The organism is Rahnella variigena (assembly GCF_003610915.1).
In the GTDB taxonomy this organism is placed as follows: domain Bacteria; phylum Pseudomonadota; class Gammaproteobacteria; order Enterobacterales; family Enterobacteriaceae; genus Rahnella; species Rahnella variigena.
In genome coordinates this window covers 2,319,569-2,337,522 of the sequence record NZ_NSDJ01000001.1, presented here as the reverse complement: position 1 = coordinate 2,337,522, position 17,954 = coordinate 2,319,569, and the positions used below count along the sequence as shown (strand labels likewise).

Annotated in this window: 16 protein-coding genes; 8 read left to right on the top strand and 8 right to left on the bottom strand. The window is 50.5% G+C overall.

What is annotated here, in order from left to right:
- Window positions 1–6 precede the first annotated feature (6 nt).
- The 4 genes from CKQ54_RS10875 to yceD are packed head-to-tail and all read right to left on the bottom strand — an operon-like array spanning window position 7 to window position 2,754.
- Complete coding sequence (locus CKQ54_RS10875) at window positions 7–960, bottom strand: beta-ketoacyl-ACP synthase III (protein WP_112291138.1); 954 nt, start codon at window positions 958–960, stop codon at window positions 7–9.
- Between the two features lie 6 nt (window positions 961–966).
- The gene (gene plsX / locus CKQ54_RS10870; RefSeq protein WP_120160617.1) at window positions 967–2,001 is read right to left on the bottom strand and encodes a phosphate acyltransferase PlsX; all 1,035 of its coding nucleotides are present in this window, start codon (window positions 1,999–2,001) and stop codon (window positions 967–969) included.
- A gap of 48 nt (window positions 2,002–2,049) precedes the next feature.
- Window positions 2,050–2,217 (bottom strand): 50S ribosomal protein L32, encoded by a 168-nt coding sequence (gene rpmF, locus CKQ54_RS10865; RefSeq protein ID WP_013576249.1) that lies wholly within the window; start codon window positions 2,215–2,217, stop codon window positions 2,050–2,052.
- A 12-nt stretch (window positions 2,218–2,229) separates the two neighbouring features.
- Window positions 2,230–2,754 carry a 23S rRNA accumulation protein YceD gene (yceD, locus tag CKQ54_RS10860; protein WP_112291141.1) on the bottom strand — a complete coding sequence of 175 codons (525 nt, stop codon included), beginning with the start codon at window positions 2,752–2,754 and terminating at the stop codon, window positions 2,230–2,232.
- Between the two features lie 142 nt (window positions 2,755–2,896).
- Between yceD and CKQ54_RS10855 the strand changes: the two genes are divergently transcribed.
- Window positions 2,897–3,499, top strand: coding sequence for a Maf family protein (locus CKQ54_RS10855; protein ID WP_425272786.1), 603 nt, complete (start codon window positions 2,897–2,899; stop codon window positions 3,497–3,499).
- A 53-nt stretch (window positions 3,500–3,552) separates the two neighbouring features.
- Here the strand turns inward: CKQ54_RS10855 and rluC are convergent, their stop codons facing one another.
- The gene (gene rluC / locus CKQ54_RS10850) at window positions 3,553–4,515 is read right to left on the bottom strand and encodes a 23S rRNA pseudouridine(955/2504/2580) synthase RluC (protein WP_120160615.1); all 963 of its coding nucleotides are present in this window, start codon (window positions 4,513–4,515) and stop codon (window positions 3,553–3,555) included.
- Window positions 4,516–5,115: 600 nt separating this feature from the next.
- On the opposite strand from rluC, the gene rne reads away from it, so the two are divergent.
- Window positions 5,116–8,442, top strand: a complete 3,327-nt coding sequence (gene rne / locus CKQ54_RS10840; protein WP_120160613.1) for a ribonuclease E — start codon at window positions 5,116–5,118, stop codon at window positions 8,440–8,442.
- Between the two features lie 82 nt (window positions 8,443–8,524).
- Here rne and CKQ54_RS10835 read toward each other — a convergent pair whose 3' ends face one another.
- Window positions 8,525–8,812, bottom strand: coding sequence for a putative quinol monooxygenase (locus CKQ54_RS10835; RefSeq protein WP_112291145.1), 288 nt, complete (start codon window positions 8,810–8,812; stop codon window positions 8,525–8,527).
- A gap of 222 nt (window positions 8,813–9,034) precedes the next feature.
- Between CKQ54_RS10835 and pyrC the strand changes: the two genes are divergently transcribed.
- The 6 genes from pyrC to CKQ54_RS10805 all read left to right on the top strand — a co-directional run bounded on the left by pyrC (window position 9,035) and on the right by CKQ54_RS10805 (window position 13,799).
- Window positions 9,035–10,084: a dihydroorotase gene (gene pyrC, locus CKQ54_RS10830; protein WP_120160611.1), complete on the top strand. Its 1,050-nt coding sequence runs from the start codon at window positions 9,035–9,037 to the stop codon at window positions 10,082–10,084.
- Window positions 10,085–10,165: 81 nt separating this feature from the next.
- Complete coding sequence (dinI, locus tag CKQ54_RS10825) at window positions 10,166–10,420, top strand: DNA damage-inducible protein I (RefSeq protein WP_112291148.1); 255 nt, start codon at window positions 10,166–10,168, stop codon at window positions 10,418–10,420.
- 346 nt (window positions 10,421–10,766) lie between these two features.
- Window positions 10,767–11,021: a biofilm formation regulator BssS gene (gene bssS / locus CKQ54_RS10820; protein ID WP_013576258.1), complete on the top strand. Its 255-nt coding sequence runs from the start codon at window positions 10,767–10,769 to the stop codon at window positions 11,019–11,021.
- 142 nt (window positions 11,022–11,163) lie between these two features.
- On the top strand, window positions 11,164–12,279 hold the full coding sequence (solA, locus tag CKQ54_RS10815) for an N-methyl-L-tryptophan oxidase (RefSeq protein ID WP_120160610.1): 1,116 nt from the start codon (window positions 11,164–11,166) through the stop codon (window positions 12,277–12,279).
- 202 nt (window positions 12,280–12,481) lie between these two features.
- Window positions 12,482–13,150, top strand: coding sequence for a response regulator transcription factor (locus tag CKQ54_RS10810; protein WP_120160608.1), 669 nt, complete (start codon window positions 12,482–12,484; stop codon window positions 13,148–13,150).
- Between the two features lie 190 nt (window positions 13,151–13,340).
- Window positions 13,341–13,799 (top strand): MarR family winged helix-turn-helix transcriptional regulator, encoded by a 459-nt coding sequence (locus CKQ54_RS10805; RefSeq protein WP_112291153.1) that lies wholly within the window; start codon window positions 13,341–13,343, stop codon window positions 13,797–13,799.
- Window positions 13,800–13,801: 2 nt separating this feature from the next.
- Here the strand turns inward: CKQ54_RS10805 and CKQ54_RS10800 are convergent, their stop codons facing one another.
- On the bottom strand, window positions 13,802–14,839 hold the full coding sequence (locus tag CKQ54_RS10800) for an AI-2E family transporter (RefSeq protein ID WP_120160606.1): 1,038 nt from the start codon (window positions 14,837–14,839) through the stop codon (window positions 13,802–13,804).
- 19 nt (window positions 14,840–14,858) lie between these two features.
- The gene (locus tag CKQ54_RS10795; protein ID WP_120160604.1) at window positions 14,859–17,954 is read right to left on the bottom strand and encodes an efflux RND transporter permease subunit; all 3,096 of its coding nucleotides are present in this window, start codon (window positions 17,952–17,954) and stop codon (window positions 14,859–14,861) included.

The following is a 17,954-nucleotide window of genomic DNA, read 5'->3' as shown; positions in this document are numbered from 1 at the left end:
GTTAAATCAAAAACGTACCAGCGCCGAGCCCCAGGTAAAGCCACCGCCAAATGCTTCGAGCAACACTAATTGCCCGCGCTGAATTCTGCCGTCACGCACTGCTTCGTCAAATGCTGCAGGCACAGAGGCCGCAGAGGTATTGCCATGACGATCGAGCGTAACCACGACTTTGTCCATTCCCATACCCAGCTTTTTCGCTGTCGCACTGATAATGCGCAGGTTCGCCTGATGCGGAACCAGCCAGTCGAGTGCAGTACGGTCGAGATTATTTGCGGTCAGTGTTTCATCAACAATGTGCGCCAGTTCAGTCACAGCGACTTTGAAGACTTCATTACCCGCCATGGTGACATAAGCAGGTTTTTCCGGCTCTGTCTGGCTTGGGTAGGCCAGCGTCAGCAGGTTGCCATAATGACCATCGGCATGCATATGCGTAGAAATGATGCCCTGCTCTTCTGATGCGCCCAGCAATACCGCGCCCGCGCCATCACCGAACAGAATAACCGTACCGCGATCTTCAGGATCGAGTTTACGCGACAACACATCAGAGCCGATCACCAGTGCATATTTCACTGCACCGTTTTTGATGTATTGATCGGCAACGCTCAGTGCGTATGTAAAACCTGCACAAGCGGCGGCCAGATCGAATGCTGCAGAATCCTTGATGCCCAGCATGTTCTGCACCTGGCAGGCTGAACTCGGGAATGCATGTGAAGATGAGGTTGTTGCAACAATGATCAAACCCACGTCGCTTGCGCTGACGCCAGCCATTTCAAGTGCTTTTTCTGCTGCGTGCAGGCCCATTGTGGCCACAGTCTCATCCGGTGCAGCGATACGACGTTCACGAATACCTGTGCGGGTGACAATCCACTCGTCGGAGGTATCCACCATTTTTTCTAAGTCGGCATTAGTCCGAACTTGCACGGGCAAATAGCTCCCCGTACCGAGAATTTTTGTATACATGTACGATCAGTCACTCTTGGGTAATACAGCTTCAAGGCGCGCGGCAATCCGCTGAGGGACCTGCCGCTGCACCGCCTGCACAGCCTGTTCGATAGCAACAGCAAACGCACGCTGGTTTGCTCCACCGTGGCTTTTAATAACGATGCCCCGTAATCCTAACAAACATGCGCCATTATACTGGTCGGGGTTGAGGTGGCTAAAACGCTTTAGCAACTTCTTCTGGACTATCCGTCCCAACCATTTCAACCACCAGGCTTTCTTGCCACCCTCACCGGAGGATTTTAACAGTGACAAAAACATCCTTATTACGCCTTCCATGGTCTTGAGCGTAACATTGCCCACGAAGCCGTCACACACCATCACATCTGTCTTACCGGTCAGAAGGTCATTGCCTTCAAGATAGCCGATATAGTTGATTAGTGCGGTATTTTTTAAAATAGCGGCGGCTTCGCGGATATTATCCAGCCCTTTGCTTTCCTCTTCACCGATATTGAGTAAGGCGACGCGGGGGTTACTGATACCCACCACCTGCTCCGCCATTACTGCACCCATCACGGCAAACTGGACCAACATTGTGCTGTCACACTCAACGTTCGCCCCCAAATCCAGCACCACAGTTTTACTACGTTGCTGATTGGGCAGGACGCTCATCAGCGCCGGGCGCTCAATGCCATCCAGTGGCTTGACCACCATTTTGGCTAATCCCATCAGAGCGCCGGTATTCCCGGCACTGACACACGCTTGTGCATCTCCGCTTTTGATCAGTTCCAACGCCACACGCATTGAGCTTCCTTTACTGGCACGTATAGCTTGCGACGCGCGCATGTCGCTGGCTATAACTGATTCAGCAGGAATTATCCGAATTCGTTCTGTTAAAGAAGGATCGGCTTTGGCTAAGAAAGGTGTGATTGCGTCGGGATCGCCGACCAGAAGAAGATCTAATTCAGAATTAGAGATCAGTGCCTGCAATGAAGCAGGCACTGTGACGGAAGGACCGAAATCTCCGCCCATTACATCTAACGCGATGGTTAGACGAGTCAAGGTATCGCCTTGCCAGCACTTATCACGTGAATAAGTTGCAGGCAATTATCAGCCGATTACCTTGCGACCGCGGTAGAAACCGTCGGCAGTGATGTGGTGACGCAGGTGAGTTTCACCAGAAGTCTTGTCCACAGACAGAGTGGAAGTGGTCAGAGCGTCATGTGAACGACGCATGCCACGTTTAGAACGGGTTGGTTTATTCTGTTGTACGGCCATGGACCTTACTCCTTAAGTACTTTTCTTTAAACTCGCTAATACGGCAAATGGATTAGGTTTCTCCGCCTCTTCAGGCAGTTTGCCAAATACCATGTCCGCGTCGGACACTTCACAGTGTTCAGATTCATGTACCGGAACGACAGGCAGTGAAAGAATAATTTCGTCTTCAATCATTGCCAGCAAATCGACTTCGCCAAAATCATCGACTTCGATAGGCTCGTACGCTTCCGGTAATGCCTCAGCCTGTTCATCATTCTGGACAGGGCTAAAACAATATGTTGTGTGAACCTGATGTTCAAACGTCTTACCGCATCTCTGGCATTCCAGAGTCACAGCAACATCGGAGTGGCCGGTAATCACAGCCAGGCGCTGATTGTCGATATTAAACGACAATGAGGTTTGTATATCAGAATCCACACTGACCACTGATTGGGCAACACGCGTAACCTGATCTGCAGTATAGACACCTGTATAGTCTAAACGCTTCTGGGCAGTGCGGACCGCATCAAGGGTCAGGGGTAATTTTACTTTTTGCATAGGGCGCGCATATTAACTTTGTAACGACAGAGAGTCAAAGAAAAAGGCCTCAAAACCGCACCTTTCACCAATATTCGCTTCCGCAGCGGACGACAGTTTAAAATGTGTGATTCAATAACGCTACGCTTTGTGAAAAAAAATTATGATTATGTCTGCACCAGATTTACTTTTAGCCTCGACCTCGGTCTACCGGAAAGCCTTGCTGGAGAAAACCGGGCTGAAATTTACCTGCGCTTCACCCGATATTGATGAAACCCCTTTTCCCGATGAAAATCCGGCAGAACTGGTGCAGCGGCTGGCACAATCCAAAGCTGACGCGCTCGCCACTGCTTACCCGCATCATCTGATCATTGGCTCCGATCAGGTTTGCTTTATCGATGGAAAAATCACCGGAAAACCGCACACTTTCGATAATGCATTCCGTCAGTTACGGGCAGCCAGCGGCAAAGTGGTTACGTTCTATACCGGCCTGAGTCTCTATAACAGCGATGCAAAAACAGCGCAGACGTTATGCGAAACGTTTGACGTCACCTTTCGGCCATTGACCGATGAAGAAATTACCGGATATTTACATCGCGAAGAGCCGTACGACTGCGCGGGTAGCTTTAAATGCGAAGGTTTGGGGATTACGCTTTTCGACAGTCTGACGGGGCGCGACCCAAACACGCTAATCGGGCTGCCACTTATTGCCCTGCTCTCCTTACTGCGCGAACACGGCATCAATCCGTTACTTGAAAGCCGTTAATTGAGAGGCATAAAAAAGGCGCAGCCAGTGCGCCTCTATATAAGCTGATCTTTTTAACGAGCGGTTACTTTACCGCGTAAAATTTTCAGGCAGTTACGCAGTTTGGCATCCATAGGAGCCTCAATGCGCATGGTTTCACCGCTAGCCGGATGTTCAAAACGTAGCGCAGCCGCATGCAGGAAAAGACGGTTCAGACCCGTTCCTGACAGTTTTGCATCGAAGTCACGCTCACCATAACGATCATCAAAAGCAATCGGATGACCAGCGTGCAGCGCATGAACACGGATCTGGTGCGTTCTGCCTGTCACCGGGCTGGCTTTCACCAGCGTTGCAAATTCATAGCGCTCTTCAATTTTGAAACGTGTTTCAGAAGGTTTTCCTTCCGCATTCACCCTGACAACACGCTCACCGCTTTGCAGGATATTTTTCAGCAGCGGAGCCTGCACCACTTTGCAATGCGAAGGCCATTCACCGCGCACCAGCGCCAGGTAATCCTTCTGCATACTTTTAACGCGCAATTGCTCATGCAGTGATCTCAGGGCGGAACGCTTCTTGGCGACCAGCAAAACGCCGGAAGTATCACGGTCAAGACGGTGAACCAGTTCAAGGAAGCGCGCTTCCGGACGCAGGGCTCGCAGACCTTCGATCACGCCAAAGCTCAGACCGCTGCCACCGTGGACGGCAGTACCGGAAGGTTTGTTCAGGATCAGTAAATGGTCGTCTTCATATAAGATGCAATCTGCTAAAGCCGCGACTTTATCCAGCTTCGCAGAAACCGGCGCTTCATCACGCTCTGCCACGCGAACCGGCGGGACACGCACTTCATCACCGGCAAGTAATTTGTATTCAGGCTTAATTCTTTTCTTATTAACCCGCACCTCACCTTTACGCACGATGCGATAGATCATGCTCTTCGGCACGCCCTTAAGGATTTTAAGTAAGAAGTTGTCGATGCGCTGACCGGCTTCGTCTTCGGAGATGGGGATTAATTGTACAGTTGGATTCTCAGTTTTCATGGCTCGCGATTCTAAATATCCGGCACGGTTCGCGCCACTGATTTTTATGTGCTTAACTCTTACTTTACCAGTAACTGCCGAGGAAAACCCTTCTATACCCCTTGTTTTTACAGAAAGCGAAAGTTCAGACAATGCGGCACATCTCTCATTGAGGTAAATATCTTACCCGCATGGGAAAAGTCACCTTGCTATCACAGTGCCTGCAATGGAATAATGAAACTACTTTCGGCGTTGTTTCTCTTAAGTTAGGGAAAACGCAGGAATTATAGATTTGCCTGATCGCGCAAAAACGCAGCAATGGCGTAAGACGTAATGTGAAATCAAGCAATTAGCGGGCTGCGGGTTGCAGCTTGGCCGGCATACGGAATGAGATCTGTTAACCTAAATTCAGAAGCTATTCCCCTAATAAAAGTGCTGCTTTCATAACGCTGGTGTCTTTAATACAGCAAAAGCAGACTTACCGAAATAATGCGCCCCTATGCAAGCGACAACCGTGAGGTTGACGATTTGCGAGAAGACTCGGGGCCAACGGTTTACCCGGTCATGAGGTCATTTTGCCCGCAGCTCTGTCAATAATGGAATAATAATGAGTAAGTTACGATGAAAAGAATGTTGATTAACGCGACTCAGCAAGAAGAGTTGCGCGTTGCCCTTGTAGATGGACAGCGGCTGTATGATTTGGATATTGAAAGTCCGGGCCATGAGCAGAAAAAAGCGAACATTTACAAAGGTAAAATCACCCGCATTGAACCTAGTCTGGAAGCGGCATTCGTAGATTACGGCGCAGAACGACACGGTTTCCTCCCTCTGAAAGAAATTTCCCGTGAATATTTCCCTAGCAACTATTCTTCCCACGGCCGCCCAAACATCAAAGATGTGTTGCGCGAAGGTCAGGAAGTTATCGTTCAGGTTGATAAAGAAGAACGTGGAAATAAAGGCGCAGCACTGACGACGTTTATCAGTCTGGCCGGTAGCTATCTGGTTCTGATGCCTAACAATCCACGCGCTGGGGGAATTTCCCGCCGTATTGAAGGTGATGACCGTACTGAGCTGAAAGAAGCGCTGTCTTCTCTGCAACTGCCTGATGGCATGGGTCTTATTGTGCGTACGGCCGGTGTCGGCAAATCCGCAGAAGCCCTGCAATGGGACCTGACTTTCCGTCTCAAACATTGGGATGCAATCAAGAAAGCTGCTGAAGGCCGCCCTGCCCCATTCCTGATCCATCAGGAAAGTAACGTTATCGTTCGTGCATTCCGTGACTATCTGCGTCCGGATATCGGCGAAATCCTTATCGATAACCCGAAAATCCTCGACCTGGCAAAAGAGCATATCGCCGCTCTGGGCCGTCCTGATTTCAGCAGCAAAATTAAACCGTACGTCGGTGAAATTCCGCTGTTCAGTCACTACCAGATCGAATCGCAAATCGAATCCGCTTTCCAGCGTGAAGTCCGTCTGCCTTCCGGCGGTTCAATTGTTATCGACAGCACTGAAGCGTTGACCGCTATCGACATCAACTCCGCGCGTGCAACCCGCGGCGGCGATATCGAAGAAACAGCATTCAACACTAACCTTGAAGCGGCAGACGAAATTGCCCGCCAGTTACGCCTGCGTGACCTGGGTGGCCTGATCGTTATCGACTTCATCGATATGACGCCAGTTCGCCATCAGCGCGAAGTAGAAAACCGTTTGCGTGACGCCGTTCGTCAGGACCGCGCCCGCATCCAGATTGGTCGTATTTCCCGTTTCGGCTTACTGGAAATGTCCCGTCAGCGTCTGAGCCCGTCACTGGGTGAATCAACGCACCATATCTGCCCGCGTTGTGCAGGTACCGGTACCGTCCGTGACAACGAATCTCTGTCACTGTCGATTCTGCGTCTGATTGAAGAAGAAGCGCTGAAAGAAAACACCAAAGAAGTGCATGCCATCGTTCCGGTGCCAATTGCTTCTTACCTGCTGAACGAAAAACGTGAATCGGTGAATGCCATCGAAAAACGTCAGGGTGGCGTGCGTGCAGTGATCGTACCTAACGATCAGATGCAAACTCCGCACTACCACGTTCTGCGTGTACGTAAAGGTGAAGAAATCTCTGCACTGAGCTACTTGCTGCCTCAGATCCACGAAGCAGAAATGCTGCAACCTTCTGAAGAGTTGCCGGCTGAACGTCGTCGTCCTGAGCAACCGGCACTGGCTGCATTCGCGCTGCAAAGCGAAGCACCTCCTTCCAGCTTCGAGCAGGCTACTGTGACTGAAGAACCTGTCAAAACCAGAACAGCCACAGTGAATGCTCCGGCAGCCCCTGTTGTTGAAAAATCCGGTTTTGTCAGCCGTCTGCTAAGCGGGTTGAAGAGCTTGTTCGCACCGGAGCCACAACAGGAAGTTAAACCTGTTGAAGCACCAAAAGAGACTACGGAAGCAACTGAAACCGAAAACCGTCGTAATAACGAACGCCGCAACCAGCGTCGTCAGGGCGGACGCCGTGAGCGTAACGGTGAACGTGGCGAGCGCAATGACCGCGGTAATCGTGGTGAGCGTGGCGAAGGTCGTGACAACAATCGTGATAATCGTGGCGAAGGCCGTGATAACCGCGAAAATAATCGCGAACAACGTGACGATCAGCGTCGTGGCCGTCGTAACCAGGAACCGGTTGTTACTGAAACACGTAACGAAGAAGTGGAAACTGCTGCTCGCGAAGAACAGCAGCAACAACCTCGTCGTGAGCGTTCGCGTCGCCGTTCTGAAGACAAACGTAAACCACAAACTGAAGAGAAAATTCAGGATGCGGTTGCTGTTGAGCAAGTTGTTGTCGCACCGGTTGTTACTGATGAAACTGAACAGGAAGATCGTCAGCCAGCACAGCGCCGTCAGCGTCGCCAGCTGAATCAGAAAATCCGCTTCGAATCTGAAGAAGTTGATCACGAAGAAGAAGCTGCGGCTCAGTTGCTGATCACCGGCACTCGTCCGGCAGCACCAGCGCCAGCCGTGGTTACGCAAGAATCTTCTGATGCAGAACCAGCAAACGCAGCAGACAACGAAGATAATCAGAATGACAACGCCCGTGAAAATGGAATGCCGCGTCGTTCACGTCGTTCTCCGCGTCACCTGCGTGTCAGCGGACAGCGTCGTCGTCGTTACCGTGACGAGCGTTACCCGACTCAGTCGCCAATGCCAATGGCAGGTGCGTTCGTTTCTCCGGAAATGGCGTCTGGCAAGGTTTGGATCACCTATCCGGTGGCTCAATCTTCTGAATATCAGTCTTCTGAATATCAGTCCCATGAGCAGCAGAACACTGAAACAGAAGCACCTGAAGTACTGACTCAGCAAGTTGAGATTGCCCAGGCGAATACGCCGGTCATTTCTGAAACTGCAGCGGTTGCACCTCAGCCAGTAGCTCAGTCAGAAACAGTGGTTGACGCTACTCAGCAAGAAGCAGCTACAGATGCTGCCCCTGCAGAAGCAGCACAGCCTGTTGCTGACGAACCTGTATTGGTTGAACCTGCAACAGCTGAACCTGTTGAAGAAACGCCTGTTGTCGAAGTGGCACCTGAAGCGCACGAGCCAGCCGTCGTTGAACCGACAGCCGTGCTTGCTGAACCTGAACTTCAGGCACCTGCGCCAGTCGCTGAACCTGAAGTGAAAGTGGAAGAGAAAGCAGAACCGGTTGCGGAAGTAAAACCTGCCGTGGAGGCTGCCCCCGTTGCGCAAGCTCCGGCAGTGACTGAAGCTGCGGTTGTTGCACCTCGCTTCAAGCATTTCGCGACAGCGCCTATGACGAAAGCACCAGCACCTAGCTATGTGCCTGAACCCGCGCGTAAAAGTGACTGGGTTCGCCCTGAGTTCAACTTTGATGGCAAAGGTTCTGCCGGTGGCCATGCTGCAGTAACTACTGCCACGGCTCCTGCCACTAAGCCGGAGATGCCAGCAGAGTAATTCCGCTGAGCTGACAGTGTCACAAAACTAAAAACCCGCCTCGGCGGGTTTTTTTATTGGCGAGTTATCTGCCCCATGAAAATCAGGCCAGACTTTTCAGACGACGGATCGTCAGTTCCTCAAGTTTCCCTTCCAGGCTTCTGGCGAAATGCTGGAAATGCTCGGTCTTGTTGTGCTGGTTCAACGCATCTTCTGATGCCCAGCGCTCATAGAAAACAAAAGTGCCGTCGTTATCCAGATCCTGATGCAGCTCATATTGCAGGCATCCCACTTCCTGCCGGCTTGGCTCAATTACGTCAAGCAATGCTTCTGTCACTTTTGCCCTGAATTCTTTTTTCGCGACAATTGTGGCAACAACTCTGATTTCCATTATGGTTCTCCCGTTATTTTGTCATGCTCAGGCACACACCATGAAGCACGGTGACTAAAATCTCCCTCCACTATGAACCTTTCGATACATTGATTTCAATACGAACTTTATTTAACAGATGCAACACAACGGTTTTACGCTTATTCTTGTTCCCCGCCGTTAATGCTCCCATTACCGCACCTGATCCCAACATCTTGTCTCTCAATGCCGGAGTTTTGCCTGATGACCGCAACACCGCAAGTTTTGAAAATCCGCCGCCCAGATGACTGGCATATTCACCTTCGTGATGACGAAATGCTCAGCACGGTGTTACCTTTCACCAGTGAAGTCTTTGGTCGCGCGATTGTCATGCCAAACCTGACGCCACCTGTAACGACTGTCGCTGCGGCAATCGCCTATCGGGAACGTATTCTGGCCGCGCTGCCTGCCGGGCATAAATTTACCCCGCTGATGACCTGCTATCTGACCGATTCTCTGGATCCGGAAGAAATTGCCCGCGGGTTCGAGCAAGGTGTTTTCACTGCGGCAAAACTGTATCCGGCCAATGCGACCACCAACTCCCAGCATGGGGTTTCGGATGTCAAAACGATTTATCCTGTGCTCGAGCGTATGCAAAAAATCGGCATGCCTTTGCTGATCCACGGCGAAGTCACTCACAGCCATGTTGATATTTTTGATCGGGAAGCTCGTTTCATCGATGAAGTGATGGATCCGGTTCGCCGTCAGTTCCCTGAGCTGAAAATTGTCTTCGAGCACATCACGACCAAAGAAGCGGCTCAGTATGTTCTTTCCGGTAATCAATATCTGGGCGCTACCATCACGCCACAGCATCTGATGTTTAACCGCAACCATATGCTGGTAGGCGGAGTTCGTCCGCATCTGTTCTGTCTGCCGATTCTTAAACGCAACGTTCATCAGGAAGCACTGCGTGAAGTCATCGCCAGCGGTGCTGACCGTTTCTTCCTGGGCACAGATTCCGCGCCACACACTAAAGACCGTAAAGAATCTAGCTGTGGCTGTGCTGGTTGCTTTAATGCACCACTCGCGCTGTCCGCTTATGCCACCGTCTTTGAAGAGATGAATGCGCTGCAGCATTTCGAAGCATTCTGCTCTCTTAATGGTCCGCGTTTCTATGGTTTGCCGCTCAATGAAGATTTCATCGAACTGACGCGCACGCCGGTGACGCAGCCGGAAGAAATTGCTTTAGGTAACGAATCTGTTGTGCCATTCCTCGCGGGACAAACCCTGAACTGGAAAGTGACATCGTACTAAATACGATTTCTCTGCACGGTAGCTTGCGCTGATCATGATTTGACTGTATAAATATACAGTCAAATCTATTCAGGAGGTCCTATGCGTGTTGAAGTCACAATCGATAAAACCAAGCCTCTGCCTGTTGGCGCGCTGGACGCGTTATCGGGTGAATTGAGTAAGAGAATTAACAAACAGTTTACTGATCGCGAAAATAAAGTTCAGGTCCGTTATGCGGGAGCAAATAGCCTGTCCGTATTGGGCGGAGCTAAAACTGATCGCGATCTGATCGAAGAAATTTTGCAGGAAACCTGGGAAAGTGCCGACGACTGGTTTTCAAATCAGAACGATGAGTAACACTATGAAATGTCTGCAAACCTATTCATTTTCTCTGCCCTATTTATAATAATCAGGTTTATTAAAACCACGCCGTAAGGCTATTTCTGTATTTCACCGGGCGTCGCAGTCCGGTTTTTTATTCCATTGGAATGCATAAATCATACTTCCCCCAAAAAATAATTTTGGTTAATCTTCGGACTATTCTGCTGAATTATTAATCGCCACAAATTATTTACAATTTAATACTCTCAAATCTCACCATAAATCGATTTAACTGTTTATACTGAACAAGCTCACCTGATAATGAGCCGCATTGATCCTCAGATAGTCACTCACGTTAGTCACTACAATTTAAGGGGTCTATATGGACAGAAATGATGAAGTTATTCAGACACACCCGCTTGTTGGTTGGGATATCAGTACCGTCGACTCTTATGACGCCATGATGATACGTCTTCATTACCTGTCTTCAAAAGACCAGACACCCGAGGATGCTCAGGTAGACAGAACCTTGTGGTTAACTACCGACGTTGCCCGACAACTGATCAACATTCTCGAAGCCGGCATTGAAAAGATAGAATCTAACGAGTACGAATACAGTGATCACCGAAAACATTGATTTTAATCTGCCAGCCTGAGGCACCAGCGATTTCATCCTGGTGCCTTTTTCTTTGCCTCTGCCCTGCTTGCCTTCACCGTCGTAAACTCTCTATCATGCCTGTAGCCTATTTGTTAAAAACTCACCTCAGGAATTTTTAAATATGGATTACGATCTCATTATCGTCGGCAGCGGTTCAGTCGGTTCTGCGGCGGGCTACTACGCCACCCGTGCCGGATTGAAGGTGCTGATGATAGACAGTTCAATGCCGCCCCATCAGGCAGGCAGCCATCACGGTGAAACCCGTCTGATCCGCCATGCTTATGGTGAAGGCGCGCGTTATGTACCTATGCTGCTTAGGGCACAAACGCTGTGGAATGAACTGGCAGAACTGAGCGGCGATAAGATTTTTCATCGCAGCGGCGTGCTCAACATCGGTCCTGAAAATTCTGAATTCATCGGTAATGTAAAACACAGCGCACAAACCTATCACCTGAACACACAGAACCTGAGCGCCGCGGATATCCGTGATAAATGGCCTTTATTCACGTTACCTGACGGTTATTCAGGCGTGTTTGAGCCTGACTCCGGTTATCTGCAATGTGAAATGGCCGTCACCGCATATATCCGTCTGGCCCGAGAAGCCGGATGCGCGCAGTTGTTTAATTGCCCGGTTGAAAGTATTCAATGGCATGAGAACAGCGTTGAGGTGACTACGGCGGATGGCGTCTACAGTGCGGCAAAAATGCTGGTATCTGCGGGCACCTGGGTCACCAGGATTCTGCCTGAAGTGCCGGTTAAACCTCTGCGCAAAGTTTTCGCCTGGTTCCATGCGGATGGCCGTTATAGTGAGGAAAACCACTTCCCTGCATTTACCCTTGAAACACAGCAAGGCGATCAGTACTACGGTTTCCCCTCAGTCAAAGATGCCCTGAAACTAGGAAAACACAATGGGGGCCAGTGGATCACAGAACCAGAGGAACGGTCACCCTTCGGCAAAATCAGTCAGGATGGTACCGAGTCCTTCAATTTTTTCCGACATTTCCTGCCCGGAGTTGGGGTCAGTCTGCGCGGTGCATCATGCACTTACGATATGACTGAAGATGAAGACTTCATTATAGATACACTGCCTGACCACAAAAATACGCTGGTTATTTCAGGGTTAAGCGGGCACGGCTTCAAATTTGCCAGCGTATTAGGTGAAATAGTTACTTACTTCGCTAACAATCATCCTATTCCTTTTGATCTTAAACCCTTTTCTCTCTCAAGATTCAGTTAATGTAAAAATGTTTCAACCATCGTTGATATTTAACGATGGTTGTCATTATATTTCTGTAAGGAATATTTCTAATTTCGCTTTGAACGAGATCAATAGTCTGGTATTTCCGAATTGACAGCATTATAGAAAAAAAACTATGCTAGCCGCAGAAATCACAGGAGTGGTTTCCATCGCGTAATGACACGCATGACAAGGACGTGACATGAAAATCTCAATTATTGAACCCTGTGGCTTTACCCGATTAGGAATTTTCTCGTATCTGGCTGAGAATAATAATCTCCAGATTATTGATGCAGTGAATGTTTCACAGGCGTTAGACTCTATCCCTGAATTTCAGCCAGACATTATCTTAGTTAACATGACGAAGTATTGTCACAACTCCGAATTGTCTCAGGAATTAAAAAACTTCTTCGAGTTTCGACACGGCGCAAGTATATACTGTTATATCGATGCGAATTATCCTGATTGTGATACTCCGATTGCGGTTACCCGCGAAGTATTTATTCTCAACAAACAGTCACTGACGTCATTATTACGAGAGATAGCTTTAGACCCGCAGTCGTTTATGCCCGTTAATAATTTCAAGATCCCCAGAACCTTGTTTAGCGATCAGGAGATTCTGGTGATGAGTTACTGGATGTCGGAAATGCCTAACTACCGCATCGCCAGAAAATTGAATATCAGTAGCCGAACGGTTTATGTCCACAAGCGTCATCTGGCGCAAAAAATAAAAGTCCGTAACCGTCTGGAGTTCTGCTTCGTTTATAATCTCATCAAGTATATGTTCTGGCCGATCGATGATATTTCCGCAACACCCGTCAGTCGTCAGATTAAAGATGACCTTCAGCAGATTTACAAAATCTACAGTTAAGCCAACAAAGCTAATTAATATCCTGTTCAGTCAGGGTATTAAGTGGCTTTGTCATCGCTATTTCTCCGCTTCAAACCTTCCACTTTACCCGTCGTGCTTTAAACTCCATGCCACAGGCAGGTTGCACTCCGCCCGCGGAGGGATACAATAAACTCAACGTTAGCAGACTAATTTTGAGTGGCCTCACAATATGATTGAACACACATCTGACGATGCAACTCCGGCGGTGATCACTGAAACGCTGCTGTCGGTTATCCGGCTGATGCGTAAACAAGTAGACGCCGCCATGTCCGCTCAGGGGCTTTCTCTTGCACGCGAAAAACTGCTGACAGCGATTGCCCAGGAAGGGACCTGCCGTCCGGCTGAGCTGGCCAACGTGCTTCAGCAATCTCCCCGTACGATCACAGATGCAATAGATGCGATGGACAGAGATGGTTTACTGGTGCGTCGTCGCCATCCTACTGACCGCCGTTCGCAATTGCTTGAGCTGACAGAAGCCGGCAAACAGGCACTGGCGCAGGTAAAAAAACCCAAGCAGGAAGCCATCGACAGATTGTTTGACGGGCTTGATCTAGCCGCCCGTCAGCAATTACTGATATCGCTGCAAAGCATCGAAATTCTCGCGCAGCGAATAGAAGAGCAGAACTGAAATTAGCGTTTCAGCGGTCCGTCGCCCAGCAGGACGGCAATTTTGTGTCCAGCAGCGGTCGGCTCCAGTGCAATTTTCAGCACAATGGTCAGCGGTACTGACAGCAGCATTCCCACCGGCCCCATCAGCCATCCCCAAAAAATCAACGATACAAATACCACCAGCGTCGAAAGCCCAAGCCCGCGGCCAAGAATTTTCGGATCAATAATGCTGCCGAACAGCAGATTGATCAGGATATATCCTCCGGTCAGAATCAGACCTTCACTGAAGCCATTGAACAAAAATGCCTGAATGATGGGAGGAATTGCCGCGATAAAGGAACCAATGTTGGGGATATAATTGAGTGCAAAAGCCAGCATCCCCCAGAGAAACGCAAACCTGATCCCCATAACGGCCAGCAACGCCCACACCGCCAGCCCGGTCACGACGCTGATCAACGTTTTGATCACCAGATAACGGGTTACGCTGTCGAGCGCACGCTGAACATTCGCCATGCCCTTGCCCGGATCTTCGGACAACTGCTGCACCTTATAAGGCAGTTGCGGAACTTCGAGCAGCATAAAGGCGACGGTCATCAGCAGTAAAAATAAACCCGCCATGGCATTAGACAGATAGCTGATAAGCTTGCTGACCAGATTGAGCATGAAGGCCGGATCAATATAGCCGGCCAGTTGTTCAGGTGTTAATGAAAATTCTGACCAGTGGAACCAGGCATCAATTTCTATCAGCTTTGCTGCAATCAGCCCGCGATATTGCGGTAATGTGCGGGCAAACTCATTCAGGGTCATCAGCAACTTGGTGGTCAGAAACACCATCAGGCATACCGTCAGTGTCGCAACCAGTAATACCGCGAGTGCCCGGGGCACCCGCCATTTTCCCAGTAAGACAATCAGTGGATTGAGGACGAAAGCCAGAAACAGCGCCAGAATGAATGGCACAATGATATCTGCTGCCGATTTAATGCCCGCAAATATCACCACCAGCATCGCCATCATCACGACGATCCTCAGGCCCTGAGTTGTCACCATTGTCTTACGCAAATTTCTTTCCCTCATGCCTTTAGCGGGATTTCGTCCACTCACGTAAACGCTGAATATGAACATACAGCGCGGGGATAAACAGGATCCCCACCGTCGTGGACAGCAACATGCCGCTAAACACTGTGACACCGATAATATGACGGCTCATGGCTCCCGCTCCTGACGCCATTACCAGAGGTAACACGCCGAGAATGAAGGAAATGGCCGTCATCATAACAGCACGAAAACGCTGTTTCGCCCCTTCCTGCGCGGCTTCGCGGACGGTTGCCCCTTCTTCCCTGCGCGCTTTGGAGAACTCGACGATCAATATGGCGTTTTTCGCGGCCAGCCCGATGAGCAACACCATGCCAATTTGAGCATAGACATCGTTACTTAATCCCGCTAAATGCAGGCCGCCGATAGCGCCAAATATCGCAAAAATAACCGAAATCATGACCACCAGCGGAATGCTCCAGCTCTCGTATTGTGCCACCAGGAACAGATAGGCAAACAGAAGTGCCGCGGCATAAATAAGGATTGCCTGCCCTCCGGCCTGAATTTCCTGCAATGACATTCCGCTCCATTCATAGCCATAGCCTGCCGGTAACTTTTCACTGAGGATATTTTCCATTTGCGCCATCGCCTCACCGGAACTGACGCCCGGCGCCGCCGCCCCGCTCACCGCCAGCGACGGGAACTGGTTATATTGCGTAATAAAGGGCGCGCCCAGTGAAGGTGTCAGCTCCACCATTTTCCCAAGGCTTACCAGTGAACCGTTATCACTGCGCACAGTGAGTGTCGAAATCTGGTCCGCACGCTGGCGATCTTCCATTTCATTTTGCATCTGCACGTTAAACAAACGGTTGTTCTTGATGAAATCGCTGACATTCACACCGCCCAGAGACGTCTGTAATGTCGAGAAAATTCGGCCAACGGGCACCTGCATCATGGCGGCACGATCGCGATCCACGCTTAAGGCAATTTCCGGTACGGAGGCGCTGAAGGTAGTGAAGACACGGCTCAGCTGCGGATTTTGATTGGCCGCCTGTATTATCGTTCGTCCAATTTCTGCCAGTTCCTGCGGGGATTGCCCCTGCAATGCCTGAAGGCGTAAATCCAGTCCGGAAGCGGTTCCCAGCCCGGAAATCGCCGGCGGATTTATCGCCATGATCATCGCAGAAGGAATGCCCGCCATTGCCGGTTGCAGACGACCGATCACCTGATCCACTGCGCTGCGCTCACCCCAGGGTTTGAGCAATACAATGCCGAACGCAGTATTGGGCGCACTTCCGCCGCTCATCAGGCTAAAACCGCTGATAGCGATCACATCTTCCACCGCAGGATCCTTCTCCAGAAGGGTCTGCATCTGGTCCAGCACGGCGTCAGTCCGGTTCAGGGATGCACCATCTGGTAACTGCACATTCACGAAGAAGTAACCCTGATCTTCATCCGGCAGAAAAGATTTTGGCAGGCTGTTGTAGCCCCACACGCAGGCGCCGGTAATGACCAGCACCGTCGCTACGCTGGTCAGGGCATGTTTACTCAGACCCGCAGCGGTTTTGACATACTTATCACGCACGCTGTCCAGCCCCTGATTAAAGAGGTGGAAAATGCGGGCGGGTTTCTCAGGGCGCGGTTTGAGCAACGTCGCGCACAGTGCCGGCGTCAGCGTCAGCGCATTGATACTGGAAAGCACCACTGCAGCCGACAATGTAACGGCAAACTGACGATACAGGGCGCCGGTAATGCCAGGTAAAACCGCAATCGGGACAAATACCGCCAGCAGAACCACGGTCGTCGCAATTACCGGGCCCGCAATTTGCTTCAGGGCTTTGCGGGTAGCGGCAACGCGTCCGAGAGACGGGTCTTCCATCATCAAACGCTCGACGTTTTCTACCACCACAATGGCATCATCGACCACCACCGTCAGGGCCAGAATAATGGCAAACAAACTCAGCGTGTTGGCGGAATAGCCAAAGGCGTACAGCACAGCAAATGTGCCGAGCAACGAAACCGGAATGGTCAGCGCGACGATGAATGTCGCTCGCAAGCTTTGCAGGAACAAATACACAATTGTCAGAACAACGATAAAAGTCAGCACCAGTGAAACAGCGATTTCATCCAGCGTAGCGCTCACAAAACGGGTTGAGTCGAATTTAATTTCATAGGTGAGGTCGTGAGGGAAATTGCGCGCCTGACGCGTCATCTCTTCACGCACCGCATTGGCCACATTCAGCGCATTCGCTCCCGGCGCGGGATATACAGACAGGAACGCAGATGGCGTCTGATTCAGTGTGGCATTGACCTGATAATCCTGCGCGCCCAGTTCAATTCGCGCGACGTCCCGCAGACGAACCGTTCCGCCATTGGCATTCTTGCGCACAATGATATTGCCGAACTCTTCCGGCGAACTCAGCCGTCCGGCACCGCTAATGGTCAGGGTTTGCTGCTGCATTGATGGACTAGGTGACGCGCCAATCTGTCCGGCAGCGGCCTGTACGTTTTGCTCGCGGATAGCCGTGCTGATTTCAATGCTGCTGACATCCAGCGCTTCCATTTTGTTCGGATCCAGCCAGATCCGCATACTGTAATCACGCGAACCGAAAACCCGCACATCACCTACGCCATCAATACGCGCCAGCGCATCGCGCAATTGAATGCTGGCAAAGTTACTGATAAATAATTTGTCGTGCGTATTTTTTGGTGAAAGCAGGCTGATCCCCATCAGAATATTAGACGCCTGTTTACGCACCGATACACCCGTGCTTAGCACTTCCGGCGGAAGACGCGAGCTGACCTGAGAAATACGGTTCTGGACTTCCACGGCCGCGGTGTCCGGATCGGTGCCACTGGCAAAGGTAATGGTCAGCGTGTAACTGCCGTTATTGCCGCTGTTCGATGACATATACAACATATTACTGACGCCATTGACCTGCGCTTCAATAGGCGCAGCGACGGATTCCGCCACATCGCGCGCGCTGGCACCGGGATAGGTGGCGCTGACCGAAACCACCGGTGGCGTAATATCAGGATACTGCTCGACCGGGATCACCTTGAGTGCAACGGCACCCAACAGTGCCGTCACCAGCGCGATCACCACCGCAAAACGGGGTCTTTTGATAAATTGCTGAAGCAT